Origin of the sequence: Yersinia sp. 2553 StPb PI, from assembly GCF_052217105.1 — a bacterium.
GTDB lineage: Bacteria > Pseudomonadota > Gammaproteobacteria > Enterobacterales > Enterobacteriaceae > Yersinia > Yersinia enterocolitica_E.
Map to the genome: position 1 here is coordinate 1,347,227 of NZ_JAZGPX010000002.1, position 13,713 is coordinate 1,360,939.

Here is a 13,713-nt window from a genome sequence, read left to right on the forward strand (position 1 = left end):
CTGCTGTAATGCCAATGATAAAAATCAGCGGTAGATGCCCTAGGAGGATAATGTGACTGAATTACCATTGATAACAGCAGCAACAGTGCAGTTCCAGCATCAGGCCAATAACAAACAATATAATCTGTTGGTTATTGAGAAGTTTATCGAGCAGGCAGCCCTGCAAAACATCAAAATATTAGCCTTTCCAGAGATGTGTATCACTGGATACTGGCATGTCCCTAAGTTGACTGCGGTGCAAGTCAATGCACTGGCGGAATCGATAGGAAACAGTCCATCAATCGCCTTGGTTCGTGCGTTAGCAGTTAAATATCAAATGCTTATTGGTGTGGGTCTGATTGAGCGGGCAGATGACGGGCGACTCTATAACGCCTATGTTGCTTGCATGCCTGATGGCACCTGGCACACTCATCGCAAATTGCATGCTTTTGAGCATCCAACCATTAGCAGCGGCGATTCTTACACCGTGTTTGACACCCCTTGGGGGGTCAAAGTGGGCATACTTATCTGCTGGGATAACAATTTGGTGGAGAATGTTCGCGCTACCACCTTACTGGGCGCGGATATATTATTGGCACCACACCAAACCGGTGGAACTCACTCCCGTAGCCCTTATGGCATGAAGCCCATTCCACTCGAACTGTGGCAACAACGTGTTGAACGAAAAGAAGAAATAACCGCGGCAATTCGTGGTATCAATGGCCGGGAATGGCTGATGCGCTGGTTACCAGCCCGGGCACATGATAATGGTTTATTTATTCTGTTCAGTAATGGTATTGGGGCCGATGATGATGAAGTGCGCACCGGTAATGCGATGATACTGGACCCGTATGGTCGCATCATCAATGAAACCTGGGAGGCCGCCGACATGATGGTGTGCGCTGAGCTGGATCTCTCCTTGATCCCACTCAGTACTGGACGGCGCTGGATCTATGGTCGCCGCCCTGAGTTATATACCATTTTGACTGAGCGGCAAGGTTATGAACGGGATGCTATTTCAGCACGTTTTTCCGAGGATGCTCCAGTCCTGAAAAACAGATAGCTGACAGCCAATTTTACAGTCAATACTGGTAAGGCAGGGACTGAAAACACCTGCCTGTATTACCGGCGAATGCCGGTGCCAATGCTGATACTCGATACTCCGCCCGAACCCCCACTCACGCCGACATGACCGGTATTTGCACAGGCAATCAGCAATAGTGTAATCATCACCATGATTAACTTTTTCATTCGGTTTCCTTAGGTTCGCTAGCACGCTACGCGCGCAGAGACAGGAAGGGTAGCTTGCCTGTCTCGGATACTGCCCGATAAGTTATATCAAATAGTATATAGCTAAAGCGGGTTGTCTATGGTTTTCATCTGACAACTGAATAGGTCGCAGAGAGAGTCATATACAGCGTAAATGTATGGCAGTGATAGCTGATTCAACCTGATTGGTAACAGTATCTGTTTAATAATCAGATCAACACTTTTGCAACACTCAATCAAGAGACTCGCCTATGCACTTTACTCAAGCCATTGCCAGACTGCCGGCGGCTACCTGTGGTAGCGGCCAGACCACGTCCCAATTGGGCGCCCCAGATATTGCTGTGACGGGTCACCAATTTTTGGCCTACGTTGATACCTTGCTCCGTCTTGGCCTGAAAGTGACTATTTTACCGGCAGCACCGGCATTCCCTGATGCGCACTTTGTTGAGGATACTGCCGTCGTCATGCCGGAACTGGCGGTGATAACCCACCCTGGGGCACCCAGCCGCCAAGGCGAAGTGGCGACTATCGAGCCGCTATTTACCGACCGCCCGGTCTTTCGAATGAGCGAGCAAGGCCATCTTGATGGGGGTGATGTGCTGTTGGTGGATAAACAATTTTTTATCGGCCTGACTTCACGCACTGATGAAGTCGGGATCAGCGAGTTTACCGCCGCGGTCGCGCGCTATGGCTATCGGGTAATGCCAATAGCAGTGAGTGCGGGGTTACACCTGAAGTCGATTGTTAACTATGTTGGGCGTAACACCTTGTTGCTGACCGAGGATTATCAGCACCATCCTGCGTTTTCTCGGTTTAATACCATTGTTATTCCTGAAGATGAGTCTTACGCCGGTAATACTTTGTGGATCAATGATACGTTGATTACACCGCAAGGGTATCCTTACACGTTGGCGCAAATTGAAAAGCTGGGAATGCCAATTATTCAACTTGATACCAGTGAATTTAAAAAAATGGATGGCGGCTTGACCTGCCTCTCGCTTCGTTTCTAATCTTTGCGGTTTCTATTACTTGCCAATATTGGGATCTTAACCATGAAAAAGACATTAGCTGCAATATTGACCGGCCTGATACTTTCCGCGCCCGTGGCGGCTCAGACCATTGACACTATTAGCTTTGGTGTAGACGGGGGTTATCCACCTTTTGATGTTCTTTCTCCCAGTGGCGAGATCACCGGCTTTGATATCGATATCGCGAATGCCTTGTGTGAAAACCTGCATGCGAAGTGTGTATTCGTTAAACAACCGTTTGAAAGCATGATCGCGGCACTTAATGCCCGTAAGTTCGATGCAATTATTGCGTCGCTGACCATTACTGAAGAGCGCAAAAAAGAAGTGGATTTCACGGATCGATACTATCGCAGTGCCGCACAATTGGTGGCGCGCAAAGGCAGCCCGCTGTTACCGGACACCGCCAGTTTGAAAGGCAAAACCGTGGGTGTGCAAACCGGCTCAATCCATGAGACCTATGCGAAAAAACACTGGGGTGGACAAGGGGTGAAAATCGTCTCTTATGCCAATCAGGACAATGTCTATCTGGATCTGCTGTCTGGGCGCATCAACGCCTCGCTACAAGATAACATTCAGGCTGCCAGTAGCTTTATTGATACCCCGCGTGGGCAGAAATTTGCTTTTGCCGGGCCAGTTATCCAAGACGAAACTATCTCATCTGATGTGGGTATCGCCGTCGGTAAAGATAATCCAGCGTTACGCGATGCATTGAATGGAGCAATTAAGGCGATCCGTGCTGACGGTACTTATGACGCCATTCAGAAAAAATATTTCAGTTTCGATATTTACGGCAACTGAGTGCTCCACCATTTTTTGTGATGTAAACCCGCCGGGCCGATGACTAACGCGCCCGGCACCGGTTTTTCAGCGACAGGGGGCCAATAATGGTAGCCGAATATTTGCCTTTACTGGCACAGGGGGCGGGGTTGTCACTGTGTGTGATGCTGCTGTCACTCGCGGTGGCACTGGTACTTGGGTTGATCAATGCGGTTATCAAACTGTTTGGTCCGCGCTGGTTGCGCTGGATATCAACCGGATACACCACGCTGGTGCGAGGTATTCCTGAACTGGTGATTATGTTGCTGCTATTTTTCGGTGGCGAAATGCTGGTGAATGGGTTCCTCAGTTTATTGGGCGTGGGGCCGGTTCGCTTCAACACTTTTATCTCTGGCGTGTTGGCCATTGGTATTGTATTCGGCGCTTACTACACTGAAACCTTCCGGGGCGCATTTCAAACCGTTGATCGTGGTCAGTTGGAGGCCGCAATAGCTTACGGTATGAGTCCTGCTCAGGTATTCCGGCGCATTATGTTGCCACAGATGCTCAGTTTTGCCATTCCGGGGATCAATAACAACTGGCTTGGTTTAATGAAAGCGTCGGCGTTGATATCCATTCTGGGGTTGGAAGATATGGTGTGGCTGGCTGAACAGGCAGGACGGGCGACACAAAAACCGTTCTTGTTTTACTTCCTGGTGGCGATGATTTACATGGTCATCACCGCGCTTTCTAGTTGGGGATTCAGTCTGCTTTCACGGCGCTATGCGCTGTCAACCTCTAGTGCAGCGAGGCAAGGATGAATCTGCAAACCATGCTGGAGGCTGCACCGACATTTTTGTATAGCGACGGGTCGGATGTTACCGGGTTGGCCATGACCGCTAAGCTGTTTTTACTGTCCGTGGTGCCGGGTTTATTGTTGGCACTACTGATGGCAGTTGGGCAAGCTTTTGGCCCACGGCCGCTCTCTTGGTTCATCCGCAGCGTAACTTATTTTTTCCGTAGCACGCCGCTCTATCTGCAATTAATGCTGATCTACTACGGTTTGTCACAGTTTGACATCGTGCAGTTGGGTTGGCAGGACGACCAACCGTTCTGGCTGCTGTTCCGTGATGCCACTTTCTGTGCCACGCTCGCGCTGGTGCTGAATACCAGTGCTTATGTGGCAGAATTATTGGCGGGAATGATGGTGACGTTTCCACGTCAGGAGTGGGTGGCTGGCGAAGCTTTTGGCATGAGCCAGTGGCAGATTATTCGCCGGTTGGTACTGCCCGCAACATTGCGGCGCGGTATCCCAGCGCTGAATAACGAGATGGTATTCCTGCTACACGCCACCTCGCTTGCCAGTACCGTAACGCTATTGGATATTACCGGCGTGGCGCGCTCGTTCTATGCGGCAACCTATTCCCCGTTCATCCCGTTCCTGATGGCGGCGGCGCTCTATCTGTTATGCACTTTTATGCTGATTTACCTATTTTCACGTGCAGAACGGCGCTGGCTGGCTTTTGCCCGTCACGATTAAGTATCCCGTGCGGGCACTGCGGATTTAAGTGCGTTTGATGGTTTGTAATTCCGTCAGGGTGACAATTTTATCGACCCGGAATTTTTTACTGGTCAGCCAACTATCAGCCAGTAACCGGTAGTGTTCCATGTTACGACAGCCAATGCGCACCAGGAAGTCGAAGCTGCCACCGACCAACCAACAGTCCAGCACCTCCGGCGTTTTGCACACTTCCTGTTCGAATGCCGCCTGCGAGTGCCCATGGTCGGCCAGTGCAATTTGTGCTTGTATAACAAAAGCATGTGCAGGTTCCGGCAACTCAATAATCGCGCTGTAACCGCGGATAATACCGGCACGCTCCAGTAGCCGCACGCGCTCCAGACAAGGGCGAGCGGTAAGGTTTACCTGTTCAGAGAGCTTTTGATAAGAGATGCGACCATCCTGGCTCAGTATTTCAAGGATTTTTTTGTCAATTCGGTCAAGCCGGGCTTTCTTTTCCACAGATAGGACGTCCAATGAAAATCAATAATCATAAGTTACCTGAACATGCCCTAGGTGGGCAGCGTCAATTAACCAGCTTTCATTTCGGCCAGCAAGGTTTTGGTGAGAAAATCTATCTACAAGCTGGCCTGCATGCTGATGAACTGCCCGGCATGCTGGTATTACATTATCTTAAAAGATTACTGAGTCAGGCGGAACGGCGCGGTGAAATTCAGAGCGAAATAATTATTGTGCCGCTTGCCAACCCGGTAGGTATTGCGCAAGTGCTCCTTAATAGTGGTATCGGCCGTTTTGATCTGGGCAGTGGGCGCAATTTCAACCGTGACTTCCCTGATCTGGCGCAAGGGGTACAAACGCGGCTGGCATCGCGGCCGCTCACTGATAGTGTTGGTATACAGCAACAAGTGCGAGTTGCCATGGTTGAGGCATTGCAGGATTTGCCTGCCAGCAGTGAAGTTGCAGCGCTGCGCCAACACTTATTAAGACTGGCTTGTGATGCGGACCTGGTGCTGGATCTGCATTGTGATGATCACGCTATTTTGCACATGTACGCTGATCCTGCCTGGCGTGAACCCGCCGAAACCTTGGCACGGTTCTTAGATATTGGCACCGTATTACTGTCGCAAGATAGCGGTGGTGGATCCTTTGATGAGGCTTGCGGCTTGCCATGGCACCGGTTAGCGGCGCACTATCCGGCGTTAAAGCTTGAACCGGGTTGCATGGCGGTGACGCTAGAATTACGGGGTCAACAGGATGTTAGCCACGCGTTGGCCAGTGCTGATGCCGAGCGTCTTTATCACTATTTGCAGTACCGTGGCGCAGTCAAAGGGCAATCTTTGGTTATTCCGCAGCGGGAAGTCACCCTGTTGCCGTTTACGGCGGGTGAGATAGTGACAGCACCTGCCAGTGGCATTCTGCTGTTATTACGCCAGCCGGGTGAATGGGTTGGGAAAGATGAAGTGGTAGCTGAAATTATTGATCCGCTCACCGATACGGTAAAAGCGGTTCGCGCTCAGGCTGGCGGCATTATCTACGCCAGTCGGCGGGCACCTTTTGTCACGTTGGGGGCAGAAGTGATGAAAATTGCAGGCAAAACCCCCTACGCAGGTGGCGGGGGGTTAGCGTTGTGATGTTATAGCGCAGCACGATTAATGTTACACACTCAGTTCACGTAACAGGGGGAAAGCCTGTTGGGTCTGTTGTTCGCTGACGACGAACGCGCGTAATTGCTGTGAGTTATCAGTGCCACGCGCCACTATCCCCTGCGCTGTCAGGCATATTTCCCAGTGGAGATCCTCGCGGTTGGTTTCGCCAGCGAAATAGAGCGGTAGATCAGGTGTTTTGACTTTAACTAACATCGGCGGCAGGGTGAGACACGCGGCTCCCCCTAGAATATTTTTTGCCAGTGTCATGGCTCCCACTAATATGGGCTGCAAAAATGGCAGTACTTTCCCCTCGACCTCGGCACAATCACCCACGGCAAAGATATCTGGATCAACCGTTTGCAACTGATTATTGACCTTAATACCACGCCCAATATCGAGACCTGCGGCAGCGGCGAGGGCAGTTTCCGGCATTAAACCAATCGCGGCAATAACAGCATCAACGGTATACGTTTGACCCGCGCGAAGTTCTACTCGCAAGCCGTTGGTGACTTTTGTCACACTGAGCAATTCATTATTAAACACCAAAGTAACACCACTTTGGCTGAGGCGCTGTTGTAAGCGGCTACTGATCTCCACTGGTATCACAGAGGCTAGCAAACTGTGTGCCTTATCCACCAGAATCACCTGCTTACCAGAACGCTGTAGGTCCATTGCCAACTCCGTCCCGATTAACCCGCCGCCCAGCACTAAAACACGCGATGCTTTTTGCAACCTATCTTGATGTTGCCGGTATTCATTTTGGCTATTAAATGTAACGATCATCTCGCTACCGGGCACGGTCGGAACCAGTGCAGACGCCCCGGTAGCCAGCACTAATTTATGGTAATTAAATCCCCGATCACCACAAAAAACGCGTTTAGTGTGCCGCTCAATGGCGGTGACCAACATCGCTGTATGCAAAGTAAGATTATTTTCTTCTGCAAACTTCTCGGCCGACAACCGGGTGAGATCGTCAGCGCTCTGCTGAAGACTAAATACATGACTTAAATCAGGTTTATTATAATCCACGCCACTGTCAGCGGCGATCATCTGGATTGGCACTTGTGGGTTAAGTTTACGGATGTTTTTAACCACTTGGCGGGCGGCAAAACCTGAACCCACAATAATAATGTTATCTGTCATAACATGCTCCATTACAGTGGATCGAACACAGATTTGCCCAAGCCACACTCTGGGCAGAGGAAGAAATCGGGGACATTTTCCCAACAGGTTCCTGGCTTAACCTCTTGAAGAGGCTCACCCAGTGCTGGGTCATATATCCACTGGCAAACACTGCATTGCATTGAAATACCCAGATTCTGTTTCTCGGCGCGGACCTTTTCTTGAGTGAGGGCGATAACGTCGTCAACCTCAGATAAATGGGGGGTCTCCAATGGATGAAGTGCCCATTTACGGGCAATTTTACGCCCATGTTCACGGCACTCTGCTAAAGCATCAGTATCAGGCCGCCATTTCATTTTTAAGGAGAGGGAGATATCAAACCCGGCATCCATCAGGCGAGTTTGAATGCGGTCAACCGCACCGCCAGTCCAGCCAAAGCTGCCAAATGCCGCAGCTTTTTTGTTACGGAAACGTAATCCGGCCAGTTCTTCGAGCATCCCGGCGATTTTTGGCATCATGACGTTGTTCATGGTGGAAGAACCCACTAAAACGCCTTTAGAACGGAAGACCTGGGTGAGGATTTCATTTTTGTCATGGCGGGCAATGTTGTAGATCTTCACTGCCACACCGGGGTCGGTATCGTGAATACCCTGAGCAATAGCATCGGCCATCATGCGGGTATTATTTGACATGGTGTCATAGAAAATGGTTATCCGGTCTTCCTGATAATCTGCCGCCCAAGCCAGATATTGCGTGACAATTTGGGTTGGATTATCGCGCCATACCACGCCATGGGAGGTGGCAATCATTGATACTGGCAGATTGAAACCAAGAATTTCATTGATTTTTGGTGTTACCAAGCGGCTGAAAGGGGTCAAAATGTTGGCATAATAGCGAGCGCACTGTTCATAAAGTTCGGTCTGATCGACCTCGTCATTAAACAGATGCTCATCACAGTAGTGCTGACCGAAAGCATCATTACTGAACAACACGGCATCACCCGTGATGTAAGTCATCATGCTGTCAGGCCAGTGCAGCATCGGCGTTTCAACAAAGATCAATTGCTTACCGTTGCCGATATCTAAGGTATCGCCTGTTTTAACTGTAATGAAATTCCATTCAGGATGATGATGATGTCCGTTGATTGAGTCGATAGCATTGGCGGTGCAATAAATCGGAGTGTTGGGGATACGCGCCATTAACTCGGTTAATGCGCCGGCATGGTCTTCTTCGGCATGATTGATAACAATATAGTCGAGCGCATTTAAGTCGATCTCCCGTGCTAAATTGGCAACAAAATCTCGATCAAATTTCTGATCAACTGTATCGATCAGAATGTTCTTTTCTTCGCAGATTAAATAGCTGTTGTAACTGGTCCCTTTCAGGGTTTTGTACTCAGTACCATGGAAATCACGCACTTCCCAATCACGTTGCCCAACCCATTTGATATTATTCTTAACTTGAATCGCCATGAACCGTTCCTCAACTAAAATAAATGATTTACCTCACCTTAGAGAGCAAATAGCGTGCCATGATTTATAGTATTGATTTTAATCATATAAAAATTAAAGTTAGTCATTATGACATTGATGTGTCATTGTCATAATGACTAACACTATGTCGGAATGACAAAATATGAGTTTATCCATTCAGTCACTGGCCAAAATAGCCATTGAGCTACAGGGCGGCTTATCAGGGCAAGATCGTTTTCAGACGTTAGTCAGTAGCTTGCGGCAATTACTGCAATGCGATGCCTCGGCACTTTTACGTTATGAACATCAATTGTTCCGCCCCTTGGCCATTGATGGTTTATCGCCTGATGTGTTGGGGCGGCGTTTTTCGTTGTCATCCCATCCGCGATTAGAGGCCATTGCCCGGGCAGGGAATGTGGTCCGTTTCCCGACTGACAGCCATCTGCCTGATCCCTATGACGGCCTGATCCCGGGCCATGATGAGCTAAAAGTCCATGCCTGTATTGGTCTGCCCTTGTTTGCTGATCAAACACTTATTGGTGCATTAACTTTCGACAGTATGAACCCGCTGCAATTTGATGGATTCAGTGATGAAGAGCTTAAACTGATTGGCGTATTAGCGGCCTCGGCATTGAATAATGCACTTTTAGTCGATGTGTTGGAGAAGCAAGCGCTCCCTACGGTTAGCTCATTAAGCATCCAAAAACAAGCCACACCAAGCTCGGAAGACGAGATGATTGGCCTGTCACCGTTGATACTGCAACTAAAACATGAGATAGGGGTGGTAGCAGGTTCAGAACTGAATGTGCTAATCACTGGAGAGACGGGGGTAGGTAAAGAGTTGGTTGCTCAGGCAATTCATCATTTATCACCCAGAGCTGCGAAGGCATTAATCTATTTAAACTGTGCCGCCTTGCCCGAGAATGTGGCGGAGAGCGAATTATTTGGCCATGTGAAGGGGGCTTTCACCGGTGCAATACATGACCGAACCGGTAAGTTCGAAATTGCCGACAATGGCACACTATTTCTTGATGAGATAGGCGAGCTTTCTTTGGTACTTCAGGCCAAATTACTCCGTGTTATTCAGTACGGCGACTTACAGCGCGTCGGTGACGACAGTACCAAGCGGGTGAATGTGCGTATTATTGCTGCTACCAATTGTGATCTTAAACAAGCAGTTATCGAAGGGCACTTTCGCGTTGATCTGTTTCACCGTTTGAGTGTATTCCCGTTACATGTTCCACCGTTACGGGAACGGAAAGGGGATATTGTCCTGTTAGCAGGATTTTTTGTGGAGCGGATAAGAAAGAAACTGGGGCTTCAGCAGTTGGGCATCCCGGCAACCACACTAACCTTGCTAGAGAATTACAGTTGGCCCGGAAATGTGCGTGAATTGGAACATGCTATTTATCGTGCTGCGGTATTAGCGCGTGCCTCACAACCGGCGACAGAATCTGCGCAACTGCATGCTGACTTATTTAATATTACAGTCACCACTATACCGGGTATTTCACCGATATCAGTCAGTGAGGACCAAGGTAGCGCGCCTGTAGACCTGCAAGCGGCGACCCGTGATTTTCAGCGGCAGGTTATCATGCAGGTTCTTCAGGAGCATGGGATGAATTGGTCGGCATCTGCTCGTGCGCTAAACCTTGACGCAGGCAACCTCCATCGTCTTGCCAAACGGCTCGGCATAAAACGATAGGAGGCCGCCGTCACCAACAGTCCATTTTATCTAACGGTTAGTGACGTGCCTGGGTAAATGAGCATTAACCGGATAAGGAATCAGGATTTTCGGCAATGAAACGTTCGGCATCCTCAACCATCGAAGAGGTGCCGACAAAGAAGGGGACTCGTTGATGTAATTACTCTGGTGGAATATCCAGAATACGATTTTTCCCCTTTTGTGATTATGCATCTTCAAATATGACAATTCCCTCTTCCTCAGAAGCGATACCTGCCACTTCCCCACGAGCGTTTTCATGATACGGTCCCTGAATCTACAGTAGCCATCAGTCCTCTGATGTCAGTTCAGTCAATTTTTCTGTCGGTTTCTTTTGACCAAGCGGGTTATTACCCCAACATTGTTCATATTTCCAACCCGTCAGTTCTTCAATCGTTGCGCGGGGGCCAGCAGCAATGTCAGCTATCGTACCACCGGCCTTAATCCGGGCAATCTCTGCCAACAGAACCATATGACTCTTTCTGTCGAGTTTCATCTGTGTGGTATAAAAAATTGCCACTAATGCCAGCGCGGTTACGCCGATGGCAAAGACGCCAACAATCGCCTGAACCGCGGTTTCTGGCTGCACCGACTGACCAGAGACAAAGCCAAATCTGCTGAGTGTCCAGCCCATCGCAAACACAATAACCGAACGAACCATTTTGCCAGCGAATGTCATTGCACCCGCATATAGACCCTCACGCCGACGCCCCGTGAGAACTTCATCTACATCAGCGAGGAAGGTATAAACGGTCCAGGGAATATAATAAATACCGCCGGTACTCAGACCAAAAACAACGGTGATTGCGAATAATACAATGACAGTGGTCGTGTCAGACCAACCGGTAAAATAGAGCGCGGCATAGGCAAAAACACTGACAATCACCACCTGCAATGCAATACGGAAAGGACGGGCAAAGCCCATTTTCACACAGATGCCGATAAAGAATGCGGTCGAGATCAGTTGCATAATCGAACTGAAGCTATTGAGTTGCGACACCAGAACAGCACTTTGGCGTAAACCGAAAATGATAAAGTAGGTGAATGAGGAAGCGAATAACCACTCGGCACCAAATCCAAATAGATACATCCCTAAATGTTTACGGAAAATACGGAGCCGAAATGTTGACGCCATATCAATACACATTTTTTTCAGCGCCTGAAACAAACTACTGGTGGTCTCTTTGACCACTTCACTGGCCGGGCGCTCCCAAGAAGAAACGTACAGGAAGATCATGGCACAACACATGATAGCTCCATATGCGATGCCGGTATAAAGGAAGGGGGCCGGAGAATCCTTGCCATAGAGCGCAATAAATTGCCCTGGAATAAAGGCCGCCATAAAGTTGGCAACTTTTCCGAATATCGCTTTTGATCCCGTCAACTTGGAGCGCTTAGCAAAATCGGTTGTCATCTCTGTGGCTAGCGTTTCGTATGGCACCATGATCGAGGTGTAGATCAATTCAAACATGGCATAAGTTATCAAGTAGTACCAAAAGCCAAAACCACTCACCCAAAGTAGGGGATAGAACAAGACCAGCGGAATACCGATGAGGATAAAGAAGCGACGACGTCCAAACATGCGGCCAAGGCGGGTGTTATAAAAGTTATCGGTGATGTAGCCCATGATAGGGTTACTGATGGCATCAAGAATGCTGGCTAGAGAGAATATGGCGGCAGCCTCAACGACAGAAAGTCCACAAAACGTGGTATAGAAATACATAAGCCACGCGCCACTGATCGCCAATGCACCACTGCCCAACAGGTTTGCACTGCCGTATGCAACCGTGTGCCTGATGGTTATTTTCTTTTCCATTTGCATCCCTTCATTTAAATGAAACAATGTTTCATATTTATCAATCTTGCGTTTCTTTATAATCCTCTTGCTGTGTTTAAAATGAGATCACGATCACGATCTGGTGGGTTGTATGAAAAAAAACGCATTTTTTATGAATAAATATCTATATCTGAATCTCGCTAGAAGAGTTTCTGTGGCTTGCGGGCGGGGAAGGTGTCGCTCAATAATCATGAGCATTATGCAGAGTTACTATTTTTGTGACTCAAATCACAAAAATATTGAAATGATGTTTTAAAAATAGTAAACTTTGTTTAGTGATGCAGATCACACAAATAAATCTCAACGTTCTCAGAGGAACAGCCAATGAAACACTTAAATGACATCAGTAAATTGTTTGAAAAACTGGGCGATGCTTACGATGATTTCTGCCAGCGTATTGGCTCTATTGTTTCTCCATTTTGATGGGGTACAGTAGCTGTAGTCACTCGAGTTAGAAAAAGGCGTAAACAGAGTTTATCGCCTTTTTCTAGTCGAATTGACTTTATCACTTATGAGCTATAAGTGATCGAAATCTGATGCGTCGTGGCGCTCAGGCAACTGCTCATTTGGTTCTCCCCAGGTCCGATTGACGATACGCCCCCGTTGCACGGCTGGTCGTTTCGCAATATTCTCCGCCCAACGTATCAAGTGGGTATAGGATTTAACATCCAGGAATTCCCCGGCTTCATATTGCAAGCCTAAAACCAAATTGCCATACCACGGCCAGATGGCGATATCGGCAATCGAATATTCATCCCCTGCAATATACTCATGTGTTTTGAGCTGAGTATTGAGCAAATCAAGCTGGCGTTTAGCTTCCATGGTAAAACGGTCAATTGCGTATTCGATTTTTACCGGTGCGTAATGATAAAAATGACCAAAACCCCCGCCTAAATAAGGTGCCGCGCCCTGTAGCCAGAATAACCAGTTCAGTGCTTCCGTTCTCTGTGCGTGATCTTTTGGCAGGAAATGGCCGAACTTATCCGCCAGATAAAGCAAAATAGCACCGGACTCAAAAACTCTCACCGGAGTCGGCGTTGAGTGATCCATCAGCGCGGGGATTTTTGAATTAGGATTCACTGCGACAAAACCACTTGAGAACTGGTCGCCTTCACTTATTCGAATCAAGTGGGCATCGTACTCTGCGCCTTTCTCGCCCAGCGCCAATAACTCCTCCAGCAGAATAGTGACCTTCTGGCCGTTGGGTGTCGCCATGGAGTAAAGCTGTAACGGATGTTTGCCAACAGGCAGGACCGCTTCATGACGTGCACCTGCCGTTGGGCGGTTGATTTTGGACCATACACCGCCACTCTCGTTATTTTCCGTCCAGACCTTTGGAGGCTGGTATTCGTTATCTTTCAT

General features: G+C 48.6%; 13 protein-coding genes and 1 pseudogene. 7 read left to right on the plus strand and 7 right to left on the minus strand.

Annotated elements, in window-relative coordinates; all coding sequences use genetic code 11:
- Positions 1-52: 52 nt before the first annotated feature.
- Positions 53-1,042, plus strand: a complete 990-nt coding sequence (locus V2A84_RS07460; RefSeq protein WP_083158822.1) for a nitrilase family protein — start codon at positions 53-55, stop codon at positions 1,040-1,042.
- A gap of 59 nt (positions 1,043-1,101) precedes the next feature.
- Here V2A84_RS07460 and V2A84_RS07465 read toward each other — a convergent pair whose 3' ends face one another.
- The gene (locus V2A84_RS07465; RefSeq protein WP_265331623.1) at positions 1,102-1,230 is read right to left on the minus strand and encodes a hypothetical protein; all 129 of its coding nucleotides are present in this window, start codon (positions 1,228-1,230) and stop codon (positions 1,102-1,104) included.
- Between the two features lie 269 nt (positions 1,231-1,499).
- Here V2A84_RS07465 and V2A84_RS07470 point away from each other — a divergent pair, with 269 nt between their 5' ends.
- The 4 genes from V2A84_RS07470 (at position 1,500) to V2A84_RS07485 (ending at position 4,572) form a co-directional block, all read left to right on the plus strand.
- Entirely contained in the window at positions 1,500-2,258 is a 759-nt protein-coding gene (locus V2A84_RS07470; RefSeq protein ID WP_442848676.1) for a dimethylarginine dimethylaminohydrolase family protein, read from the plus strand.
- Between the two features lie 42 nt (positions 2,259-2,300).
- Entirely contained in the window at positions 2,301-3,074 is a 774-nt protein-coding gene (locus V2A84_RS07475; RefSeq protein ID WP_083158824.1) for an ABC transporter substrate-binding protein, read from the plus strand.
- Between the two features lie 86 nt (positions 3,075-3,160).
- Positions 3,161-3,853, plus strand: a complete 693-nt coding sequence (locus V2A84_RS07480; protein ID WP_005184240.1) for an ABC transporter permease — start codon at positions 3,161-3,163, stop codon at positions 3,851-3,853.
- A complete protein-coding gene (locus tag V2A84_RS07485) occupies positions 3,850-4,572 on the plus strand; it encodes an ABC transporter permease (RefSeq protein WP_083158825.1) in 723 nt (240 codons plus the stop codon). Before V2A84_RS07480 ends, V2A84_RS07485 begins: the two co-directional genes overlap by 4 nt.
- A gap of 24 nt (positions 4,573-4,596) precedes the next feature.
- Here the strand turns inward: V2A84_RS07485 and V2A84_RS07490 are convergent, their stop codons facing one another.
- On the minus strand, positions 4,597-5,052 hold the full coding sequence (locus tag V2A84_RS07490) for an Lrp/AsnC family transcriptional regulator (RefSeq protein ID WP_005184236.1): 456 nt from the start codon (positions 5,050-5,052) through the stop codon (positions 4,597-4,599).
- A gap of 14 nt (positions 5,053-5,066) precedes the next feature.
- On the opposite strand from V2A84_RS07490, the gene V2A84_RS07495 reads away from it, so the two are divergent.
- A complete protein-coding gene (locus V2A84_RS07495) occupies positions 5,067-6,182 on the plus strand; it encodes a succinylglutamate desuccinylase/aspartoacylase family protein (RefSeq protein WP_083158826.1) in 1,116 nt (371 codons plus the stop codon).
- A gap of 24 nt (positions 6,183-6,206) precedes the next feature.
- Here V2A84_RS07495 and norW read toward each other — a convergent pair whose 3' ends face one another.
- A complete protein-coding gene (gene norW / locus V2A84_RS07500) occupies positions 6,207-7,340 on the minus strand; it encodes an NADH:flavorubredoxin reductase NorW (RefSeq protein WP_083158827.1) in 1,134 nt (377 codons plus the stop codon).
- Positions 7,341-7,351: 11 nt separating this feature from the next.
- Positions 7,352-8,791, minus strand: a complete 1,440-nt coding sequence (gene norV / locus V2A84_RS07505) for an anaerobic nitric oxide reductase flavorubredoxin (protein WP_442848677.1) — start codon at positions 8,789-8,791, stop codon at positions 7,352-7,354.
- Between the two features lie 163 nt (positions 8,792-8,954).
- On the opposite strand from norV, the gene norR reads away from it, so the two are divergent.
- Complete coding sequence (gene norR, locus V2A84_RS07510; protein WP_372569193.1) at positions 8,955-10,496, plus strand: nitric oxide reductase transcriptional regulator NorR; 1,542 nt, start codon at positions 8,955-8,957, stop codon at positions 10,494-10,496.
- 64 nt (positions 10,497-10,560) lie between these two features.
- Here the strand turns inward: norR and V2A84_RS07515 are convergent.
- The 3 genes and pseudogenes from V2A84_RS07515 to yghU form a co-directional block, all read right to left on the minus strand.
- Positions 10,561-10,692 (minus strand): annotated as a pseudogene (locus V2A84_RS07515) (class 1 fructose-bisphosphatase); the annotation flags it as partial.
- A 111-nt stretch (positions 10,693-10,803) separates the two neighbouring features.
- Positions 10,804-12,330 carry an MFS transporter gene (locus tag V2A84_RS07520; protein WP_372569192.1) on the minus strand — a complete coding sequence of 509 codons (1,527 nt, stop codon included), beginning with the start codon at positions 12,328-12,330 and terminating at the stop codon, positions 10,804-10,806.
- Between the two features lie 537 nt (positions 12,331-12,867).
- Positions 12,868-13,713, minus strand: a complete 846-nt coding sequence (gene yghU, locus V2A84_RS07525) for a glutathione-dependent disulfide-bond oxidoreductase (RefSeq protein ID WP_442849120.1) — start codon at positions 13,711-13,713, stop codon at positions 12,868-12,870.

What these genes read in the sequence shown, in the direction of transcription:
- yghU (WP_442849120.1), bottom strand. Translation starts at nt 13,713, where the DNA reads ATGAAAGATAACGAATACCAGCCTCCAAAGGTCTGGACGGAAAATAAC.
- V2A84_RS07475 (WP_083158824.1), top strand. Translation starts at nt 2,301, where the DNA reads ATGAAAAAGACATTAGCTGCAATATTGACCGGCCTGATACTTTCCGCG.
- V2A84_RS07465 (WP_265331623.1), bottom strand. Translation starts at nt 1,230, where the DNA reads ATGAAAAAGTTAATCATGGTGATGATTACACTATTGCTGATTGCCTGT.
- V2A84_RS07495 (WP_083158826.1), top strand. Translation starts at nt 5,067, where the DNA reads ATGAAAATCAATAATCATAAGTTACCTGAACATGCCCTAGGTGGGCAG.
- V2A84_RS07470 (WP_442848676.1), top strand. Translation starts at nt 1,500, where the DNA reads ATGCACTTTACTCAAGCCATTGCCAGACTGCCGGCGGCTACCTGTGGT.
- norR (WP_372569193.1), top strand. Translation starts at nt 8,955, where the DNA reads ATGAGTTTATCCATTCAGTCACTGGCCAAAATAGCCATTGAGCTACAG.
- norV (WP_442848677.1), bottom strand. Translation starts at nt 8,791, where the DNA reads ATGGCGATTCAAGTTAAGAATAATATCAAATGGGTTGGGCAACGTGAT.
- norW (WP_083158827.1), bottom strand. Translation starts at nt 7,340, where the DNA reads ATGACAGATAACATTATTATTGTGGGTTCAGGTTTTGCCGCCCGCCAA.
- V2A84_RS07480 (WP_005184240.1), top strand. Translation starts at nt 3,161, where the DNA reads ATGGTAGCCGAATATTTGCCTTTACTGGCACAGGGGGCGGGGTTGTCA.
- V2A84_RS07520 (WP_372569192.1), bottom strand. Translation starts at nt 12,330, where the DNA reads ATGGAAAAGAAAATAACCATCAGGCACACGGTTGCATACGGCAGTGCA.
- V2A84_RS07485 (WP_083158825.1), top strand. Translation starts at nt 3,850, where the DNA reads ATGAATCTGCAAACCATGCTGGAGGCTGCACCGACATTTTTGTATAGC.